A 17,965-nucleotide genomic window follows, 5' to 3' on the forward strand; every position below is an offset into this window, starting at 1 on the left:
CGGAGAGGGGGCTGACTATGCCGCGAGCTGAGAGGAAGAAGCCCGGGGCTGGTACCGGCGAAGGCAAGGGCCCCGCAGAAGGCAGCGGCCCCCTGCAAACCACCGCTGCCCCGCAGCCGACGTTCAGCCAGAGCCAAGCCGCCCGCACCAGTGGCGGCGCCATGGGCATTTCCCCGCGAGGTCTGCGTCCAGAAGGCACGCGGTTCAACATCGAGCTCAACCTGATCGCTCCGAACCCGCGCAATCCCCGCGACGATGACGACTGGGTCGGCGAGGAGTTCGAAGCTTTTGCGGACAACCTCGAAGAGGTCGGCACGATTCACGATCCTGTCGTCTGTTCCCTTGAGGCGTATCTGGGCAGGTACCCGCAGTACACCGATGAGCTCCACCGCGACTATCCGGAAGCAGAAGTTGTGCTGCTGGCTGGCGAGGGGCGCTGGCGAGCCCACTTGGCCAAAGGCGCCGCCAAGATGGCCGTCGTCTTGCGCAACACGCTCCTCGATAAGGGTGACTTTGTCTTCACCAGCGAGAACAATCGCCGCCGCCCCCTGAACCCCTTGCAGGAGGGGCTAGTGGCTTGGCGCGCCCACCAAGAAGATGGCCTCACCTACGAGGACATCGCAAAGCAGGGGGGCATGGGTACCAAGAGCCGCGTGTCCAAGCTCATTGCCCTGTATTCACGCTTCCCCGAGGGAGAGGCGCGCGAGGCCATCCGCACCGGCAAATTGCCGGCCGAAGGCGGCTACCACTTGCTCACCACCCTCAAAGAACCCTCGCTGATCAACCAGGCATACAAGCTCATGGAGAGCGACAGCATCCCAGCCAAGCAGGCTGCCCGCGTCCTCATGGGCGTATCGGCACCCCTTGTGCAGGAACCACCTGCGTCCAACCCCGCCTCCTCAGGACCAATCGACGGCGCAGGAAACGAGCCGCATCCAACACCTCCGGTTTCGCCAGCGAAACCCGTAGAGCCGCAGATGAAGGGGAACAAGCAGGAGGGTGGACCAGAGGATGGCAAGTCGGCTGGGGAACTTGGCGACGCCGTCCAGCTGAATTCTCCGGCCAGCTCCGCGTCTGGCGCGGTCCACGGCGCCACCCCTGAGGCACAGCCGGAGGTTTCGCCAGCGAAACCTCGTCAAAGCAAACCGTCTGCTGCTCGTTTGGCCGCACTGCAGCGCACACTGGCCAGCCGCGACTACAGCAACCCCCACGACATCACCGTCCGGCTGGCAGCCGCCGTCCTGACTACGGCCCAGACGGAGCAGCGACAGATTGCGTCGACTGCCGCCGCGCTGTCACTTAAAGACGCTGCCACCCCTGACGAGCTCGCCGCGCGTGATGCCGCCGAGCTGGTACGGCTGGCCGACGCGGCCACGTTCGCAGCGGCCGAACTTCACCTTCGCGCACACCCGGCGACCGAATGGACGCCACGCGAAGCCGACTACCTTCGCCGGATCGCTGATACCGGTTACGAGCCCACCCCCGAGGAGAGAGACTTCATCCGCGTTTCGCTGGCGAAACTCTCCACCCCCGCAGAGGTAACGACATGAAAAGACCAGACCGTCCTCGTCTCTATCCAGACGGCCCCGTGGTAGCTGATGTGGCCAACGAGGGTGGAGGAACGAGAAAGACCACCGACGCGGTGAACCTTGCCGTGGCCCTGGCCCGCGATGGCCTAAAAGTCGGGATCGCAGACTGCGACCCCTCCATGAACTGCAGCTGCTACCTCGGTTACGGCGTCGTCGACAAGAAGAAGTATCCCGAGCGGGCCGACGCGGTCTACGCGCGGCTGGCGAAGATGACGAACCTGTACCACGTCCTGCACGGCGAGGCGTCCTTGCAAGAAGCGCTCGTGCCAGCGCGGACCCGGATCCGCAAAGACGGCGACGATGACGACTCCTTCGAGGTGATCCCCAACCTGTATCTCGTCCTAGGTGCTCGTGACCTGGCCTACGCCTCGCACGACATCAAGGACAGCCGGTTCCCGCGAGCGAACGAAAGCTGGCTGCGGCGTGCTGTCAGCGGCCTGCAGAAGGGGCTGCTGGATGTCCTCCTCATGGACTTCCGCGGCTCTTACGACACATGGGAGACGACGATGCTCGGCGGCTCCGACTTCGTGATTGGAGCTCTCAAGCCCGATCAGAAGGACGACGACACGCTCTCCACGTTGATCGCCAACATTCAGCATGCGGAGGCAACGTATGAGTTCTCGGGCGGTGCCGCCGACCTGCGGTACGTGCTCATGAACGGAGTAAGCAAGAATCGCGGCCAGTATTACGTGGATCAGGCCAAAAGCATCGAGGAATACTACGGCGACATGCTTCTGCCGACGATCTCCGAAGCGGTTACGATCGGCGAGTCGTACAAGGCGCAGGAGCCGGTCTACTACTGGCTGGGCAGAGACCCTGAGGCTAAACCCATCAAGGAGTTCGCCGCAGTCGGCAAGGCCATTTCTGAATTCTGGGAGTAACCTCAGCGTTCCCCCGCACCGTCAGCGGCGCCTTACCCAGTAGGGGAGAGGCGCCGCTGGTCTTGGTGGCGACCCCTGTGGGCCGTCCGCCTGTGCGCTGCCGTCACTCGGCCGGAAGCGTTGAGAGCCGCTATGCGAACCCTTCACCGTTTCGCTGGCGAAACGTAAAGTGCTGTCTGGGCGTCCAGGACGGCTAGTGCTGTGACCGGAAACGATCACCGGGTTGGATGGCGGGGCTTCAGGCTGCGGAAGTCAGAGGTCGGCCGCCCCAGCGGATGCCTTTCTCGCTTCGGATGCGGGCGCGTTCGCGGCGTTGGGCGGCCAGCACGTCGGGGTGGCGGGCGTGGGTGTTGCGCCAGCGCAGGTAGGCGTGCAGGGCGCGGGTCTGGACGGTGTGGTTGGGATGGTTGGAGTTGGCCAGGGTGAACTGGCGTAAGGGTCCGAAGTGCGCCTCGATCGGGTTGGCCCAGGAGGCGTATGTCGGGGTGAACAGCAGTCTGACCTTGTGTTTCTTGGCCCACGCGCGGATGCGCCAGTTCCTGTGCGCCGACAGGTTGTCCAGGATGATGTAGATCGGGGCGCCGTCCGGGCGGGCGGCGCGGATGGACTTCAGGGCGGCCCAGGTGTTGTTGCTGCCCTTGCGTCGGTGATTGACGCCCCAGAGTAGGTCGTCGCCGACGGAGTAGCAGCCGTGGAAGTAGGTGACGCCGTGGGTGCGGTGGTAGGTGGCCGGCAGCCGGTCCGGCTCGCCCTGCGCTGCCCAGCCCGTGCCGGCGGTGGGGCGGATGCCGAGCGGGCCGAACTCGTCGAAGGCGAAGGTGCGCTCGGGCCGCTGGGTCAGGGCGTACTCGATCTGGTCGAGTTTGGTCTCGAAGTCCGGGTCGGGTGAGTCCTTCCAGGTCTTGGTGCGCTGGAAGGTGATCCTGCGGCGGGCCAGCAGGGTGCGTAAGGCTTCCCGGCCGAGGGTGAAGGCGCGGCCGGGCAGGCGGCGCAGGTAGTCGAGCAGTTTGCGGATGGACCAGCGGGTGAAGGGCTGGCCGAGCTTGGCCGGGCGGGTGGTGGCCGTCGCCGCGACGAACTCTTCGTCGTCAGGACTCAGCAGGCGGGGACGGCCTCCCGCCCACTGAGGGTCCAGGCAGGCCAGCCCGATCTCGTTGAAGCGGTGGATCACATCGCGCACGGTGTCCTCATCGGCCTGCACCAGCCGGGCGATCACCGGCACCGTGTTGCCGCCGGCCGAGGCCAGCAGGATCATCGCCCGCCGATAGCGCACCGTGCTCATCGTGCCGCGCCGCACGATGCGCTGCAGCTTCTGCCCTTCTTGGTCCGTGAGCCTGCGGACCTTGACCGGTTGCGTCACCTGGCCTCCTGAGCGCCGATCGAACGTGATCAGCACCATCCAATCGGCAGGAGCGACTTACGCGCCAACCCGGTGATCGTTTCCGGTCACAGCACTAGTCGAGGGGCGCATTCTGACTGCACTCGACCCGGATGTAGTCGATGGACGGATCGAACGCCGAAGTGCGCAATGCCGCCCCAGTCGCTGTCCAGGTGCGGCCATGACCCTCATGCTCGATCACTTCGTCGCCGGCAGCCAGCGGCCACAACGAGGCGTCGACGGCGAGCACCCACGTGCCCGGCCCGGTGTCGAGGTTGGCGTCTACGGCAGGTCGGGCAACGACACGACCGGGGAGCGGCCCAACCATCGGCCCGAGCTCGCCCGCGATGGGCGTGCCGTAGGCGTCTTCGGCCGGCGGCGTTCGACGGCGAGCACCGAGGCTGACATCGGCAGCTAGTACTGCCACGCCATGCCCGTCTCGACCGGGTGCGGGCCAAGGCCAGGCGCCTGGTAGACGATGGGACGCACCCACTCGTCCAGGGACGCCAGCGTCGGCGGCGTCCCGGCGGCGTCCGGCCCCGTCGCGGCGCTCTCGTAGGACACGCCCTGTCCTTCAACGTTGACCGACGCGATCAGCCGGGAGCCGGGGATCTGCTGTGCCAGCCGACGCACTATCGGGCTGTTTGCTGCTGCCCATTTCAGATACCGGGCCAGGATCCTGCCGTACCGGGGATCGGCGGCCGGGTCGAGACCGGCCTGGTACGTGATCGTGAACCTCAGCGGCGAATACTCCCACGCTGGATCCATCGCATCCGGTTCTCGCACAACCGACAGCACTTCCACAACCGGGTCGTAGTTGAGCAGCCAGCCGCCGCGCCCGTCGGCGCGGACGCCCTTCTGCGTGAACGTCTCCGGTAGCGGGGGCCGCCCCAGGTACGCGGTCACTTCGGCGTAGGCGTCCTCGAGCGCCACCTCGACGGTGGCGCGTGCGGTCGCGTCGAGCGGAAGCGTGAGCCCGGCGCGGACGGCGACCTCGTCAGCGTTGACGATCGCGGTGATGCTGTCCGCCATAGCGCCTCCCGAGGAGATGGGTGAGAGCAGGGGTTCGTCCTGGGCGTGCCATGCGCGTCGTTCCCGCGGGATGTGTCCGCGCAGGGTCCCCACCAAGCGCGCGGCACACGTCCGCTGCGAGCGCTCATGGCACGCCCAGGACTAGATCGCGGCCCGCTGTCTCCCTGACCAGGGTGATGTTCGCCCCCCATGCCGATCATCACCTCCGGCCGAGCCCTGGGAGTCCGGCGGGCCGCGAAGTCAGGTGGCTTGCTGCCTGGCCCGGATCGCCCTTAGCACGTCCTGGAGCCGCTCGGCGGCGTCCCTGTCCATGCGCCGGCCTTTTTGCGCCATCAGCTGGTCGCCGGTCCTGTCGGTCGTGCCGGGCAGCAGCCGTCGGGCAACCAGCGATCGTGCGACGAACACGAATCCGAACTGGTCGCCCGGGTCATGGAAGAGGTGGTCCGGGTCCGCCAGAGGGAGCGGTTCGCCTGAATCGGCGTCTCCCCACAGCAGGTCGATGAAGTCGGCCTCGGGCGCCGCTGGTAGAACGGGGCCGCCGTCGGTGTCGGCGCCCTCAGGGCCGGGCTGGGCATGGGCCGGGGGAGAGGGCGGTGTAAGGGGCGCCGCCGGCGTCTGCACGATCGCCGACGGAGCTGGGGATGCCTGCTCGGGCTGATCGTCTGGCTGCGTCTCGGGTTCGAGGGCGGGCGCGTCGGGTGTGCCGTTCGGCTGCTCGCCAGCGCCTGGCTGGCTGGTCCTGCGTGCGCGTGGAGGCACCGTGCCCACCTTCCCGGGATGTGTTCGCCCTGTGTCGCCAGACCTAAGCACAATCTTGTGCTTACGTCGCGGCGTGCTCTTGACCCCTCACAGTCCCCGGCCCGAATCGGCTGACTCGCCTGCCGTGTACGCCTGCCTGACGGCAGGCCGCAGGTGAAGCCGCCTTTCGCCTACTACGGCGCGAAAGTCATGATCGCCAGCAAGATCGTGCGGCTTCTGCAGCCGCATGATCACTATGTTGAGCCGTTCGCCGGCAGCTTGTCGGTACTGCTGGCCAAAGCGCCGTCGCGGATGGAGACCGTGAACGACCTCGACCGGGACCTGATGACGTTCTGGCGGGTGCTGCGCGACAGGCCCGCCGAGCTGGCCCGGGTGTGCGCGCTCACGCCGCACGGCCGCTCCGAACACGCCAGCGCCTACGATCTCGGCGGCCAGGCCGACGAGATGGAGCGGGCCCGCCGCGTGTGGGTGCTGCTCACGCAGGGCCGCGCCGGCACGCTGCGCAAGACCGGCTGGCGGTACTACTGCGACCCCGCAGGATCGAGTTCGTCGATGCCGGGATATCTGGCCGGGTACGTCGGCAGGATGGCGGCCGTTGCGGAGCGCCTGGCACGCGTCAGCTTGGAATCCAGGCCGGCGCTGGACCTGATCGACTCCTATGGGCGGCACGAGGGCGTGCTGCTGTATCTGGACCCGCCGTACTTGGGCAGTACGCGCGCCAGAAACTACAAGGTCGAGATGTCCAGCGAGGCCGAGCATCGTGAGCTGGCCGAGCATGTTCGGCGCTGCCGGGCAACGGTCGTGCTGTCCGGGTACAACTCACCGTTGTACGGCGAGTTGTACGACGGCTGGCACCGCACGGAGATCGCCGCAGCGACCGGGCAAAGCACCGGCTATCACGCTCGCACCGAGGTGCTGTGGGCGAACCGGCCGTTTCCCGCCGTCGCTCCCGCGCTGTTCACCGAGGCGGATGCGTGACAGCGCCATGGCCTCGCCCAGCTCTGCACATTGCACGGCAGGGGAGTGGCCGGGCGCGAATGCTGGCTCGTCCGCAGTTGGGAGCAGCGTCGCAGCCGACGGCCAACGCTGATTCGACTTGTAATTAACTATCTTGTACTTTTATTTGCGTGACACCGGGTATTCTCGGGTCGCCCCGCCAAACTTCCCTCTCTTGGAGCAGCGATGACCAGCGCCCGCCGCACCGCACCGCTCGACATTCTCGACGTGACCAAGTGGTCGTACGAGTCGCTGCTCGCCACCATGCCGATCACCGTGCTGCACGAGGTCAGCGAGGGCGCCAACAGCGAAGGCGACACCTTCAGCCTCGTCCGCCACCACGACGGGCGCTTCGGACTGCTCACCTTCGGCTGGGCATCCTGCTCGAAATGCGACGCGCTCCAGGCATGCAAGACGCCCGCTGACTTCGCTGAGCTGCACGAGCAGGTCTTCGGCAGCATCCACTGGGAGCCGACCGCCGCCGACCTGCTCTCCTACCTCGACCACAAGGACATCTCGCTCGAGTGGTGGGGCCAGCGAACGCTGGGACCGCGCTTCTGCGCGGAGGTAACGGCGCATCTGACCCGCCTCATCGTCCAGCGCCCCTAACCTGCACACCCGCGCGGCGGCACCCCTACGCGTGCCGCCGCCGTCATCGAAGGATCCCCTGCCTTGACCTCCACCACGTGGGGCGACACCCTGCCCGCAACCCTGCCCGGCCTGCCGTGGCTGTTCTCGCCCCCCATCAGCCCCGTCCTGTTCGAGGACGAGGATCACACGTTCCTCCTCGTGCCTGGCGCGACCGCGCTGGAGGTATACGAGCGCGGCAACGCCTACGCGCGCCGCCACGGACTCACGCTCCTCGGCGGCGTCCCGTCCTGCATGGACACGTTCCAGCACGTCCAGTGCGACGGGCTGGCCTGCTCCACCCAGCGATGCCGCACCCACAGCGTCATGTGCCCGCCAGGAAGCCCGGGCGGCTGGACGGCCGCGTTCATGGCGTACCGCGAGGCCACCGATGAGGAGCGCCTGGCGCATCGGGCGGCGTGCGCCGCCCAGACCTCCGGCCACGCCTGGCAGACGGACCTCTACCCGCACGGCGGCGTCGGCTTGTACTGCAACGCCTGCACCGCCACCGTCCGCGACCTTGCCCCCGACGTTCCGCACGAGCCGACACATGACGCAGCCGTCTACGGCAAGGTCACCGCTCACGGCCGCCCTGTGCTCATCTGCGCAGGCAGGTACGACGCCGCGCTGACCGGCGGCAGAGCACGCGTGGACGTGGACGTCGTCGTGCAGGCCGTTGCGGGCACCCCGGTCGTCCACGTCAGCGACCGCGCCCCCGCGTCCGCCTGACCCGTTCACCCCTCCCTGGCCTGGATCCACCCGCGGATGCCCAGAGCCGACGGCCGAGCCGCTCCACCCCCTTGGGCGCACGCATCCCTGCGTGCGCCTGCTCTTAGCCCTTCTTCTGAAAGGACCTGCCATGCCCGCCGCCGCGGTGGCCCAGCTTCGCCTGTCCGACCTGCTCGACTTGTCGGCGCTGGAGCATGCCCTGCAGGAGCGCCATGTGCGCCGCCAGCGCCACCCGCGCTTACCCCTGCACATCTACAACTACACCGAAGTCGCACAGTACGACCGGCTGTGGACGCCCGTCACCCGCACCTGCCGTGGGCTCATCACCGACGACGCAGGCTCCATCGTCGCCAGGCCGTTCCCGAAGTTCTTCAACTTCGGCGACCCGCTCAACGGGGAGCTCGACCTGGACGCGCCAGCAACCGTCACGGACAAGATGGACGGCTCATTAGGCGTTCTCTATCCGGACGCCGACACGGGCGGGTACGCGATCGCCACGCGCGGCTCGTTCACCTCGCCGCAGGCGCTGCACGCCACCAGCGTGTGGCGCGGCAGGTACGCCGCCCGCGTCACCGTCGACCCTGCCGTCACGTACCTGTTCGAGATCATCTACCCGGCCGGGCGGATCGTCATCGACTACCACGGCATGGATGACCTGGTGTTGCTCGGCGGCGTCGACATCCTCACAGGCGCGCACGTCCCGGCCGAGCGCCTCGACTGGCCAGGGCCGAAGGTGCCCGTGTTCGCGTACACGACGCTGCGCCAGGCGCTCACCGCGCCCGCCCGCGCCGACGCCGAAGGGTTCGTCGTCCAGGTGTGGCAGGACGGCGGCCAGCCGACCACCGTGAAGATCAAGCAGGAGGACTACAAGGCACTTCACAAGATTTTCACGATGGTGACGGCTCGCACCGTGTGGGAGTACCTGGCCGTCAACGCCTGCAAGCACCTGATCATCCACCGGAAGGAATGGGCGTCGCTTCTCACCTTGGACCCGGCACGGGCCGAGGAGGTGCTCGCCCACGGCGACGACTGGCTGCCGACGCTGGTCGAGGGCGTGCCGGACGAGTTCCATGCTTGGCTGCGCTCCGTGATCGACGCGCTCAACGCGCACGTCGCCGCAATCGTCGCCAACGTGACCGATTTCGCCGAGCTGGCCAGCTACGTCTACGACGGCGACCGCAAGGCGATGGCGGCCGAGGTGCTCGCTCATCCGCACTACGGCGCGGTGTTCGAGCTGATCGACGGCTCAGACATCTCCGCTTACGCCTGGCGGGCCGTCTATCCCGACGCCGACAAGCCGTGGTTGACGGTCAGCGAGGACGTGGCATGAACAAGGTCTTGCTGGCCGGCGTCGTCGGCTCGACCGCGTATGGGTTGGCGCACGCCGGCTCCGACGTTGACAGACTCGGCGTGTTCGCCGCGCCGACGATCGACCTGACGGGGCTGAACCGCCCCAAGGAGTCGATCGTCATGACGAAGCCGGACCTCACGGTGCACGAGGCGGCCAAGGCGATACGGCTGATGCTGTCGTGCAATCCAACGGTCACGGAACTGCTGTGGCTGCCCTCTCACCTGTATAAGGTCCGCACAAACTTGGGGGCGGAGCTGCTCGGCATCCGCGCGGAGCTGCTGTCGGCTCCGCGTGTACGCAGCGCCTACTTCGGATACGCCGTCAGCCAGCTCCGCCGCCTGGGCGACGACGGCGACCACGACCCCGCTGACCGGCGGGCGCGCGTCGCCAAACGGGCCCGCCACTTGTCACGGCTCATCGAGCAGGGCCGCAGCCTGTATGAGAGCGGCCGGTTGACCGTCGTCCTGCAGGACCCGGCGCGGCATGTGGCCTTCGGCGAGCAGGTCGCCGAAGGCCGCCTCGACCGGGCGAAGCAGTTGCTCGCCGAAGCCGACGAGGCGTTCGCTTCCATCCGGTCTCCGTTGCCTGACCACCCCCGCGAAGAGGCCGCCGAACAGTGGCTGCGCCGCGTCCGCATCGCTCACTGGGAGGTATGACATGCCGGTCTTGCGTATCACGCGTGGCCTGCCCGGGTCCGGGAAGTCCACGTGGGCGAAATCCTGGGCGGCGGCGAACGTGGGGGAGCGCGCCCGCGTGAACCGCGACGACCTGCGCGCCATGCTGCACAACGGTGTCTTCGTCGAGCACGTGACCGAGCGGCATGTGGTGGCCGCCCGCGACAACCTCATCGCCGAACTCCTTGGGCGGGGCATCGACGTGGCGTGCGACGACACGAACCTGCCCGCTCGCATTGTTCGCAACCTGGCCCGTCTGGCGGCGCGTTCACGCGCCGGCTTCGAGGTGCACGACTTCACCCACGTGCCGTTGCGGGTGTGCATCGAGCGTGACGCGGCCCGCGAGCGCAGCGTCGGCGCCGACGTCATCCGCTCCATGCATCGGCGCTTCCTCGCTGGGCGGACGCTGCCGCTGCCCGTCCCGGCGGTGGAGGCGCCCGCCGTGGTGCTGGAGCCGTACACGAAACCTGGCACCGGCCGGGGCGCCATCATCGCGGACGTGGACGGCACGCTGGCGCTGATGGGTGATCGGTCACCGTACGACGAGTCCCGCGTGGGGGAGGACCGGCCCAACATGCCGGTGATCAACGCGGTACGTGCGGCGGCCGCCGACGGCAGCGAGGTGATCGTCATGTCGGCCCGTACGACCGCGTGTGAGGAGGGCACCACGCTGTGGCTGAAGGAGCATCTTCGCGTGCCGTTCGTCGGCCCGTTCATGCGCTGTCACGGAGATCGCCGCCCTGACTCTGTCGTGAAGGTGGGGTTGTTCGACGAGCACGTGCGTCATGTGTTCGACGTCGACTACGTGTTTGACGACAGGGATCAAGTGGTGAGGATGTGGCGCGCCCTTGGCCTGCCGGTCTTTCAGGTGGGGGAGGGGGGCTTCTGACAGGTGGGGAGTCGGCGGAGCGTCAGGGGAGTCATCAGGGTCGCCGACTTCCCAAACAAATAACCATCATGTACTCTTTTCTAGTAGCTAACGGGATGGATGGAGAGTGACCGAAGTGAGCCTGCCGGAGCAGATCTTCTACTGGATGATGATGGCCCTCCTAGCCCTCTGGGGGGTCATCGGAGGACTGGTCGTGCTGTACAGCCTGGGCGTAGCGCTCCTCGCCCTGTTCGCCTCCATCGCCGAGGCGGCGCTCTGGCTGGGCAGGGGGCCGGCTGCGATCCGCCGGAAGGTAGGCACTCGCAAGCCCTGACGCTCCGCGCGGCGGACAGATGCCCGCTCAACTCAAAGTAACTATGCTGTATTCTTTATAACGCTATGGCGGGTTCTGGTAGCCCGCCGGGAAGGACACCCATGGACCTGAAGCCTGGCCACCGGCTCACCTTTGTCATCTCCAGCGAGGCGCGCTATGCCCAGGTGGTGCCCGTACCCGACATCTATGTCACCTCCGAGAGCGACCAGGGCCTCGATTGGACGTTCCGCATCCGGCAAGGGAGCGACAGCAGTGACCCCGCTGAGGTCCACGGTGCACTGGCGGTCCACGGCGACGAATGCACGCCTGTCGAACGGTTTCCCGAGTTCTTCGACGCGATCACAGCCAGGCAGCCGGCCAGGCTCGTCGACGTGGCCAGGATACTCCGCGACCTCGGCGCGATCGATGACACACCCCGCAAGCCATACCCGCCCGGGCAGTAGACCAGCCACTTCCGAAATCACCGGCCCGCCCTGCGGGCCTTTCCCTTTTCCACCTCGTACAACGCAAGGAGACACCCTCATGGCGGCCATCGCCGAATTCATCGCCCCGCCCGTGCACAAGATGAACCCGATCGCGCGCAAGCAGCCGACTCGGGCGCCCGGCGCTGACGTCGCCATCGCCGACGCCGTTCGTGCCAAGGTACGCGCGGCGTTCCTCCTGTGGGAGAACACCGCACGTCGCGCCGCAACTGCGGCCGACAGCGGAGAGCCCGACTGTGAGGCCCTCGCCGACGAGGCTCGTCGGCACCGCTACCACCTGGACAAGGCGCTCGGCCTGCCGATCACCGCCAGGTTGCGCCAGGAAGCCACCGAGCGCGGCTGGGATACCGACCAGCTCGGCGGCGGCCCCAGGTGACACCCGAGGCGCGAGACGGCGAACCGCCCTCAGAGCTCGCCCTCTTCGAGGGCCCCACACCCTCCGATCCGCCATCTCGCGAATCAAAGGGGCGCTCGCTGACTCGCCGACAGAGGGAACTGCTGGTCGCCGGCCAGCACCCGCTGACGCTCGTCCTCACCCGCCCGCTTCGCCTTCATGCCGAGGCCGCGCCGTACGACCAGCGCCGAGCCGAAGGACGCCGATGCGGGACCTGCGTCTTCCGCCAGGTGGTGGGCACGCGCTCGCGGTCCTTTCCCAAGTGCGTCAAAGGCGAGAGGGCGCGCGTCAGCCACGGCGCCGCCACCGACTGCCGGGGCTGGTGGCCCGGCTGTTCCGACCATAAAGAAAGACCGGCAGCGCCTAACAATCCAGAAGCGGACGCCGGTTGCTGAGAGGCGGCCCCGCGAGTTACGCGGTCCGCCACGGGACGCAGACCCACCGTCCCGCTTGGGATGCGGCAGGAAGGTGGGTCTCGTGACACCTTGACCAGGCGTCATCGATCTCGGCACTCTCGCCTACTGACTAATGATCCTGTACTATTTACATACAATAACAAGGGTGCCCCCTGACTCACTACACAGGAGCGGCACACATGGGCATCAACTACACCTACGAGGGCGGGTTCACCTTCGACCATCCCATCCCCGTCTCGAAGATCCCCGCTGACAGCCCGCACCTACCCGCCAACTACAACGACGCCGCCCCCTACGACCACCCCGTCGACCTGCTCTTCGAGATCGACTCCAGTGGCGGAGAAGCGGTCGCCACCCGAATCGTCCCCGCTGGTCCTGACCACCAGCGCAGAATGGGCGACATCGAAGGCGAACTGCGCGCCCTCATGGACGTTTACCACGCCGAGCATGTCCTCAGCGGCGAACTGATCATGGCCGGGGACGACCTTGGCGCAGTCACGACCGTGACCGTATTCGGCGGCAGGATCACCGTCGAGGACGAAGACGACGAAAGCAACGAATGACGAGAGGAGGCGAGGAGGAGCGGACACCCTGCTCCTCCTCGCCTCCTGCTGCATCGCTCCCGCTCGCCAGCCTTCGCAACGGCCACCCCGCCAGCGGAGCCTGCGGCAGGAGTGACACCCCACCCAGCGTGCTTGCCCTTTCGCTGGCCAGCCCTCAGGCGGAGGCGGCCACGCCCCCGCTACGCTCCTGTCCGAGGCGTTCCCTGGCCTTGCGCAGCACCCTGGCGACGTACTGAGGCGACGCGCCCAGTTCTCGCGCGATCGCGGCAGCCGACCAGCCCCGCGTGTGCAGACGGGCCATCCGCCGGTGATTCAAACGGCGAGCTGAAAGGCGCGGACCACGCTGACCACGCTGCCGCGCTCGAGCGGGATCCTCGCCGAGCTCGCGCACGACCCTCACCACCGTCGTGTACGAAACACGCACATGCTTGCGAATGTAGGTGATCGACCGTCCGGCTTTCCAAGCGCGTACGATCGCCCGCCGCTTCGCCAAGCTGACCCCTCCCGGACACGGTCGAGGCTGACTGCCCCGTTCGGCCTCCTTCAGGTGGGCGCTCAGCGTCGAGGCGCTGCATTCCAGAACCTGCCCGACCTGCCGCAGCGACGCTCCCTGAGCGAGCAGCTGCCGGGCATGATCCAAGTTGAGCTTGAGCCGCTGCTGCCCGCCATGGCGAATAACGACCCCGTTCTCCTCGAGCACTGCTCGCACCGCGTACCGGCCTGTGGCGAACCGCTGCCCGATCTGCTCCATCGTCGCGCCTTCCTGATACATCCGGACGGCTACCTCAGGAACAATCCGGGCACGTCCGCGCCGGTCAGGTACCCCCTTCACGCCGCGGGTGATGTTCCACACGTACTGGGCCGACGTGCCCAGTTCCTGGCCGACCTGCTCCAGGGTCCATCCGGCCAGCCGCAGCTCCCGCGCGCGATTGTGGTCGATACGGTGAATCCGGCTCGTCACGTCGATGCCTTCGCCAGTGAGAACCTTGCGAATCGTCTCGCCTGTGCTGCCGACCCGGGTGGCGATCTGATGCGGTGACGTGCCCTCATGCCACAACGCGACGATGGCGGCCCGCTTCGCCGGCGAGATGCGGGAGGCACGGGGCGCCGACAGCGGCCGCATCTGCACGCCCGCCCCGGTTAGCGCGGTATGCACGTGCTGCCGTGAATAGCCGGATACCCGGGCGATCTCCCGGATGGTCATTCCGGACCGGTACTGGACGGCTGCGGCATCCACGTCGAACGGCGGCCGATCGGCGCGGCGGACAGGCGGCGGGTCGATCGCGTTCCGCACCGTAGTGAGAGGCACCTCGTAGTGGCGGCTAATCGCGGCATACGTCCAGCCGCTCTCCCGCAGCTTCACCGCGGCGGCGGGGCTCCACGTGCGCGGAGCCCGGACTGCCGGCCAGCGCTTTCTGGACTTGGCGTTCTTGATCGTGGGGGACGTCACGGCGGCGGACCGTACACGAGAACGCGGCTTACGTCTCGCGGCGCTGTCCTTGCGTTAACGCTGGAGCGGCCCGCGTCGTGTCACGAGGGTCGGCCCCGGCTGGGAGAGCCCAATCTGCCGTCCCACCTCCGGCAGGCAGACTGCTACCGATGCCAACCGCCCAACACGGTCACGGTGACGCTACCGGTTCCGGACGGCCTGCGGGCTTTGATCTCCACGCGTTTGCGGTCGCCGAATGCCCACGTTTCCGGCAGGAATCCCTGGAGGGTGACGGCGCCCGCTGCGGTGGTCGTGGCCGTGGGGCCGATGGGGACGCCGTCCACGGTCGCTTGGACCTCCAGGGCGGCGCTGCCGTTCACGTCTACCGCCAGGCTGGAGCCCGAGCGGGGAAACACGGTAAAGGCCACGGCTTCGAAAGTGGTTCCCGACACGGACGTGAGCAGCGGAGAGAACGCCACTGCGCGCATGCCGACCTGCAGCTCCAGCGCCTTGACCCTTGCCCTTAAGTCCAGGATGTACTCGACCAGCGTCTGCTGCGTCAGGTCACCTGCGTTGATCCGTGACATTTGGCATGCCTCCTGTTCTCTACGCGTCCACGGTGGTGGTCAGCTCAGCGGTGGTGACCGTGACCAGCTCGCCCGCGTCCGTTGAGGGCTCGACGCTCAGCGACACGATCTTCATCAGCCGGTCCAAGCCGGCGGAGCCGTCCGACCGCTCTGGGTACATGTGGTCGGTGATCACCACTTGCGCGTTGCTGCCGAGTTCCCACTCCCACCAGCGCACGTCCGGCGAGATGGCCAGTTGGAATTCGAACACTTGCTTTGCTCCGCGGCTGGCGTCTGCGGCGCGCTGCGTCTCCGCCTGGAGCGCCGCCTGGGTCGTGAGCCCGTCGTAGGTGTAGGCCTCCTCCATTCGTGGCCAGCCGTTCGCATGTAACTCGTCCTGCACAACCTTCGCCAGTAGCACCCCTCCTGACGGGAGGGAGAGCTTGCCGTGGACGACCGTCGCAATCGCTCTGCGGGTAGTCCGGCGGAACCGGCGGACATTGCCTGGGTACTCCAGGACGAGGCCGGAATTGGGAGGGTTGTCGCGGTCCACGCGGCGAAGCTCAACTTGAGGGCGGTCGTTGACCTGGTCCCAGTCGGGTTTGCACCAGAATTCAAACCCGCCCGGTGCGCCCGCGATGTCCGCCACGGCGTCCAGGATCGGGGCGAAGTCTTCGCTGCGGTATTCGCGGTCCACGGCAATCGTGCCGGCCACGCCAGCGGTGCGAAGCCACCGCTTGTCGGCCGGCTGCGACACCAGATCCAGCAGCCAGTCGATCTCCGTGTCCGCTTTCGTTGCCGTCCTGGCGCCTGTGAAGCTCACGAAACGCCGGCCGTAGATGACCACGACCTCCTCGGCCGTGATGTGCAGAACGCCGGTGTCGGATTCGTAGTCCTGAGGGTCGCAGACTCGGCCGATCCACACGGGCCGCTCACCGCGGTACACCACAACGATCGTCCGCTCAGGGCGCGCCGCTGCCTCGACCCGGCCAACGTTGTACGCCTCGTCATACAGGGGGATCTCCGCGGAGAGCTGGCCGCCTGCGCCCAAGGTCAGCTCGAACGACAGGTTCTGCAGCGGCAGCGAGTCGATCGGTTCGTGCGTCGACCAGTCGTAGAAGACGCACTCGTACGGCGGCGCCGCCCCCGATGTGTCTTCCAGCGTGCTGGCGTGAACCGTCACCTTCTCAGACCTGTTGCCGAGCTCATCGACGGCGTCCACCGACAGCGGGTACGTGATGCCGGGGCTGAGCCCGACGAACGTGAACACGAGCGACGGCACCTGTGCGATCAGCCGCGACCCCAGCCACAGGCCGTACCCGGCGACCCCTACGTTGTCGTCGGTGGAGGCGTCCCACGCCAGGGTGACGGCCGTCTGTGACACGCTGACGATGCGCACGTTGCCTGGCAGCGTCGGCGGCGCCGCGTCCGCCTGCGCCTTGACCGTCTTCGTTCCTTGCGCCGAGCGGTTCCCGAGCAGGTCGACGGCGTTGACACCGACGGTGTACAGGTTCCCTGCCACCAGGCCCGTGAAGGTCCTGGTCCGGCCCGTCTGGTCGGCTCCCTGCCGGACGCCGTTGAGGAAGACGCCGTACGCGGTGATGGCGGTCTCGTCGGCCGGCTCATCCCAGGCGACGCTGATCGTGCCTGCGCCCAGGCCGGTCACCCGGACCACCGGTGCCACCGGCGGCATGGTGTCGTTGATCGGCGCGATCGTCAGCGGGCTGGACTTCTCCGACCGGTTTCCGTTGCTGTCGTAGGCGTCCACCTCGTACGTGCTCGGGACGCCCGGCGTGAGCCCGGTGAACGCCCGGGTGCGGCCGGATTGATCTCCGACCTTGTCGCCGTCCCTGTAGACGCCGTACCCGGTCACGTCGCTGTTGTCGCTGGAGGCGTCCCAGGTGATCGTCACGCTGGTGGGCGTCATGCCGGACAGGCGCAGGTTGCCAGGGACTGTCGGCGGTTCCTCGTCCTTCTTCGGCCCCCACAGGCCGCCGACCCACGCGTAGCTCGGAAAGTTCGACCCCAGGCCGGTCACGAGCTGCTGCGAGACACTCCACGAGTCCGACAGGAACTCGCGCACCGCCGCGGACGCCCACGCCCGTTTGGCCGTGGTCCCATCGGCCCAGTCGACGATGGCGTACTGCTGGGCTGTGAAGCCCGACGGCCAGTTCGTCGCGGAGTTGTCGGTGCTGCCCTGCACGTACGCGGACACGCCGAGGATCGCGGTGCACCCGGAGGGAATGTCGGGCACGCTCATGCTCGCCGACGACGACGTCAGGCCGGTGCCCGAGCCGTAGAATTCCTCAGCGTTGTCGAGCTCCCACATCCAGATGAAGATTCTGTTGGTGGCGTCGTTCGTGGTGACCGTCACCGAGGTGTCCCCGCCGAAGCTGATCTTCGAGTACAGGCGGCTGCCCAGGGTGTACGCAGTGTTGTCGTGCAGGGTGTAGCCGCCTGACACGCTGGTCACGGTCGCGTACGAGTTGACCATCAGGACGATGCGGTTCCCGTAGGACACCGAACCGAAGTTCAGCGTGTGCGACGTCGATGAGGTCGACGTCGTGTAAAGCACTTTCGGTCGTGCCAGACCCATGCCGCCCCCCGGATGCTTGAGCAGGGCGAGCATGGCGAGTTGGGCGGCTAACGTCGTCCGCAGTCGCCGCGGCAGGGTCCTCTATGACCAGGCGTCATACGCTTCCAGCGCAAGGCGTGGCGTTCCTGGCTGGCCGGGGACGGGATCGCCGGCCAGCGTGATGGTGTTCACTCCGGGAATGAGCATCCACCAGGCCGGCCGGCCGGTGAGGGGGGGCCGGCCGGGCGGCCGCGCCGGCCACACCCCCCGCCGCCCCACGACACACACCCGCCCCGACCCCAGCTAGGAGCTGAAGCGGCTA

General features: G+C 67.5%; 19 protein-coding genes. 13 read left to right on the forward strand and 6 right to left on the reverse strand.

Annotation, left to right across the window (positions count from 1 at the left end; translation table 11 throughout):
• Positions 1 to 17: 17 nt before the first annotated feature.
• Both AB0F17_RS34775 and AB0F17_RS34780 read left to right on the forward strand, forming a co-directional pair.
• Positions 18 to 1,550: a hypothetical protein gene (locus tag AB0F17_RS34775; protein ID WP_358031592.1), complete on the forward strand. Its 1,533-nt coding sequence runs from the start codon at positions 18 to 20 to the stop codon at positions 1,548 to 1,550.
• Positions 1,547 to 2,470 (forward strand): ParA family protein, encoded by a 924-nt coding sequence (locus AB0F17_RS34780; protein ID WP_358031594.1) that lies wholly within the window; start codon positions 1,547 to 1,549, stop codon positions 2,468 to 2,470. The genes AB0F17_RS34775 and AB0F17_RS34780 overlap by 4 nt, the downstream gene beginning before the upstream one ends.
• A 238-nt stretch (positions 2,471 to 2,708) precedes the next feature.
• On the opposite strand, the gene AB0F17_RS34785 is transcribed toward AB0F17_RS34780, so the two are convergent.
• Positions 2,709 to 3,830 (reverse strand): IS630 family transposase, encoded by a 1,122-nt coding sequence (locus AB0F17_RS34785; RefSeq protein ID WP_358031595.1) that lies wholly within the window; start codon positions 3,828 to 3,830, stop codon positions 2,709 to 2,711.
• Positions 3,831 to 4,029: 199 nt separating this feature from the next.
• Between AB0F17_RS34785 and AB0F17_RS34790 the strand changes: the two genes are divergently transcribed.
• Positions 4,030 to 4,266 (forward strand): hypothetical protein, encoded by a 237-nt coding sequence (locus AB0F17_RS34790; protein WP_358031596.1) that lies wholly within the window; start codon positions 4,030 to 4,032, stop codon positions 4,264 to 4,266.
• On the opposite strand, the gene AB0F17_RS34795 is transcribed toward AB0F17_RS34790, so the two are convergent.
• The gene (locus AB0F17_RS34795; RefSeq protein ID WP_358031597.1) at positions 4,263 to 4,880 is read right to left on the reverse strand and encodes a hypothetical protein; all 618 of its coding nucleotides are present in this window, start codon (positions 4,878 to 4,880) and stop codon (positions 4,263 to 4,265) included. The two genes, AB0F17_RS34790 and AB0F17_RS34795, sit on opposite strands and share 4 nt — an antisense overlap.
• A 240-nt stretch (positions 4,881 to 5,120) precedes the next feature.
• A complete protein-coding gene (locus AB0F17_RS34800) occupies positions 5,121 to 5,639 on the reverse strand; it encodes a hypothetical protein (protein WP_358031598.1) in 519 nt (172 codons plus the stop codon).
• A 153-nt stretch (positions 5,640 to 5,792) separates the two neighbouring features.
• On the opposite strand from AB0F17_RS34800, the gene AB0F17_RS34805 reads away from it, so the two are divergent.
• The 10 genes from AB0F17_RS34805 (at position 5,793) to AB0F17_RS34850 (ending at position 13,073) form a co-directional block, all read left to right on the forward strand.
• Positions 5,793 to 6,617 (forward strand): DNA adenine methylase, encoded by an 825-nt coding sequence (locus AB0F17_RS34805; RefSeq protein WP_358031599.1) that lies wholly within the window; start codon positions 5,793 to 5,795, stop codon positions 6,615 to 6,617.
• A gap of 204 nt (positions 6,618 to 6,821) precedes the next feature.
• Positions 6,822 to 7,244 carry a hypothetical protein gene (locus tag AB0F17_RS34810; RefSeq protein WP_358031601.1) on the forward strand — a complete coding sequence of 141 codons (423 nt, stop codon included), beginning with the start codon at positions 6,822 to 6,824 and terminating at the stop codon, positions 7,242 to 7,244.
• A gap of 63 nt (positions 7,245 to 7,307) precedes the next feature.
• Positions 7,308 to 7,991, forward strand: a complete 684-nt coding sequence (locus AB0F17_RS34815; RefSeq protein WP_358031602.1) for a hypothetical protein — start codon at positions 7,308 to 7,310, stop codon at positions 7,989 to 7,991.
• 130 nt (positions 7,992 to 8,121) lie between these two features.
• The gene (locus AB0F17_RS34820) at positions 8,122 to 9,321 is read left to right on the forward strand and encodes an RNA ligase (protein WP_358031604.1); all 1,200 of its coding nucleotides are present in this window, start codon (positions 8,122 to 8,124) and stop codon (positions 9,319 to 9,321) included.
• Complete coding sequence (locus tag AB0F17_RS34825; protein ID WP_358031606.1) at positions 9,318 to 9,998, forward strand: nucleotidyltransferase domain-containing protein; 681 nt, start codon at positions 9,318 to 9,320, stop codon at positions 9,996 to 9,998. Before AB0F17_RS34820 ends, AB0F17_RS34825 begins: the two co-directional genes overlap by 4 nt.
• 1 nt (position 9,999) lies before the next feature.
• Entirely contained in the window at positions 10,000 to 10,905 is a 906-nt protein-coding gene (locus tag AB0F17_RS34830; protein ID WP_358031607.1) for an AAA family ATPase, read from the forward strand.
• A 106-nt stretch (positions 10,906 to 11,011) separates the two neighbouring features.
• Entirely contained in the window at positions 11,012 to 11,218 is a 207-nt protein-coding gene (locus AB0F17_RS34835; protein WP_358031609.1) for a hypothetical protein, read from the forward strand.
• Between the two features lie 101 nt (positions 11,219 to 11,319).
• Positions 11,320 to 11,661 (forward strand): hypothetical protein, encoded by a 342-nt coding sequence (locus AB0F17_RS34840; RefSeq protein ID WP_358031611.1) that lies wholly within the window; start codon positions 11,320 to 11,322, stop codon positions 11,659 to 11,661.
• 79 nt (positions 11,662 to 11,740) lie between these two features.
• Positions 11,741 to 12,076 (forward strand): hypothetical protein, encoded by a 336-nt coding sequence (locus tag AB0F17_RS34845; RefSeq protein WP_358031612.1) that lies wholly within the window; start codon positions 11,741 to 11,743, stop codon positions 12,074 to 12,076.
• Between the two features lie 613 nt (positions 12,077 to 12,689).
• A complete protein-coding gene (locus AB0F17_RS34850) occupies positions 12,690 to 13,073 on the forward strand; it encodes a hypothetical protein (RefSeq protein WP_358031613.1) in 384 nt (127 codons plus the stop codon).
• 154 nt (positions 13,074 to 13,227) lie between these two features.
• On the opposite strand, the gene AB0F17_RS34855 is transcribed toward AB0F17_RS34850, so the two are convergent.
• The 3 genes from AB0F17_RS34855 to AB0F17_RS34865 form a co-directional block, all read right to left on the reverse strand.
• Positions 13,228 to 14,523 (reverse strand): hypothetical protein, encoded by a 1,296-nt coding sequence (locus AB0F17_RS34855; protein ID WP_358031614.1) that lies wholly within the window; start codon positions 14,521 to 14,523, stop codon positions 13,228 to 13,230.
• 143 nt (positions 14,524 to 14,666) lie between these two features.
• Positions 14,667 to 15,089, reverse strand: coding sequence for a hypothetical protein (locus AB0F17_RS34860; RefSeq protein ID WP_358031616.1), 423 nt, complete (start codon positions 15,087 to 15,089; stop codon positions 14,667 to 14,669).
• Positions 15,090 to 15,108: 19 nt separating this feature from the next.
• Entirely contained in the window at positions 15,109 to 17,589 is a 2,481-nt protein-coding gene (locus AB0F17_RS34865) for a fibronectin type III domain-containing protein (RefSeq protein ID WP_358031617.1), read from the reverse strand.
• Positions 17,590 to 17,965: the final 376 nt, after the last annotated feature.

Origin of the sequence: Nonomuraea sp. NPDC026600, assembly GCF_040638335.1 — a bacterium.
Lineage (GTDB): Bacteria > Actinomycetota > Actinomycetes > Streptosporangiales > Streptosporangiaceae > Nonomuraea.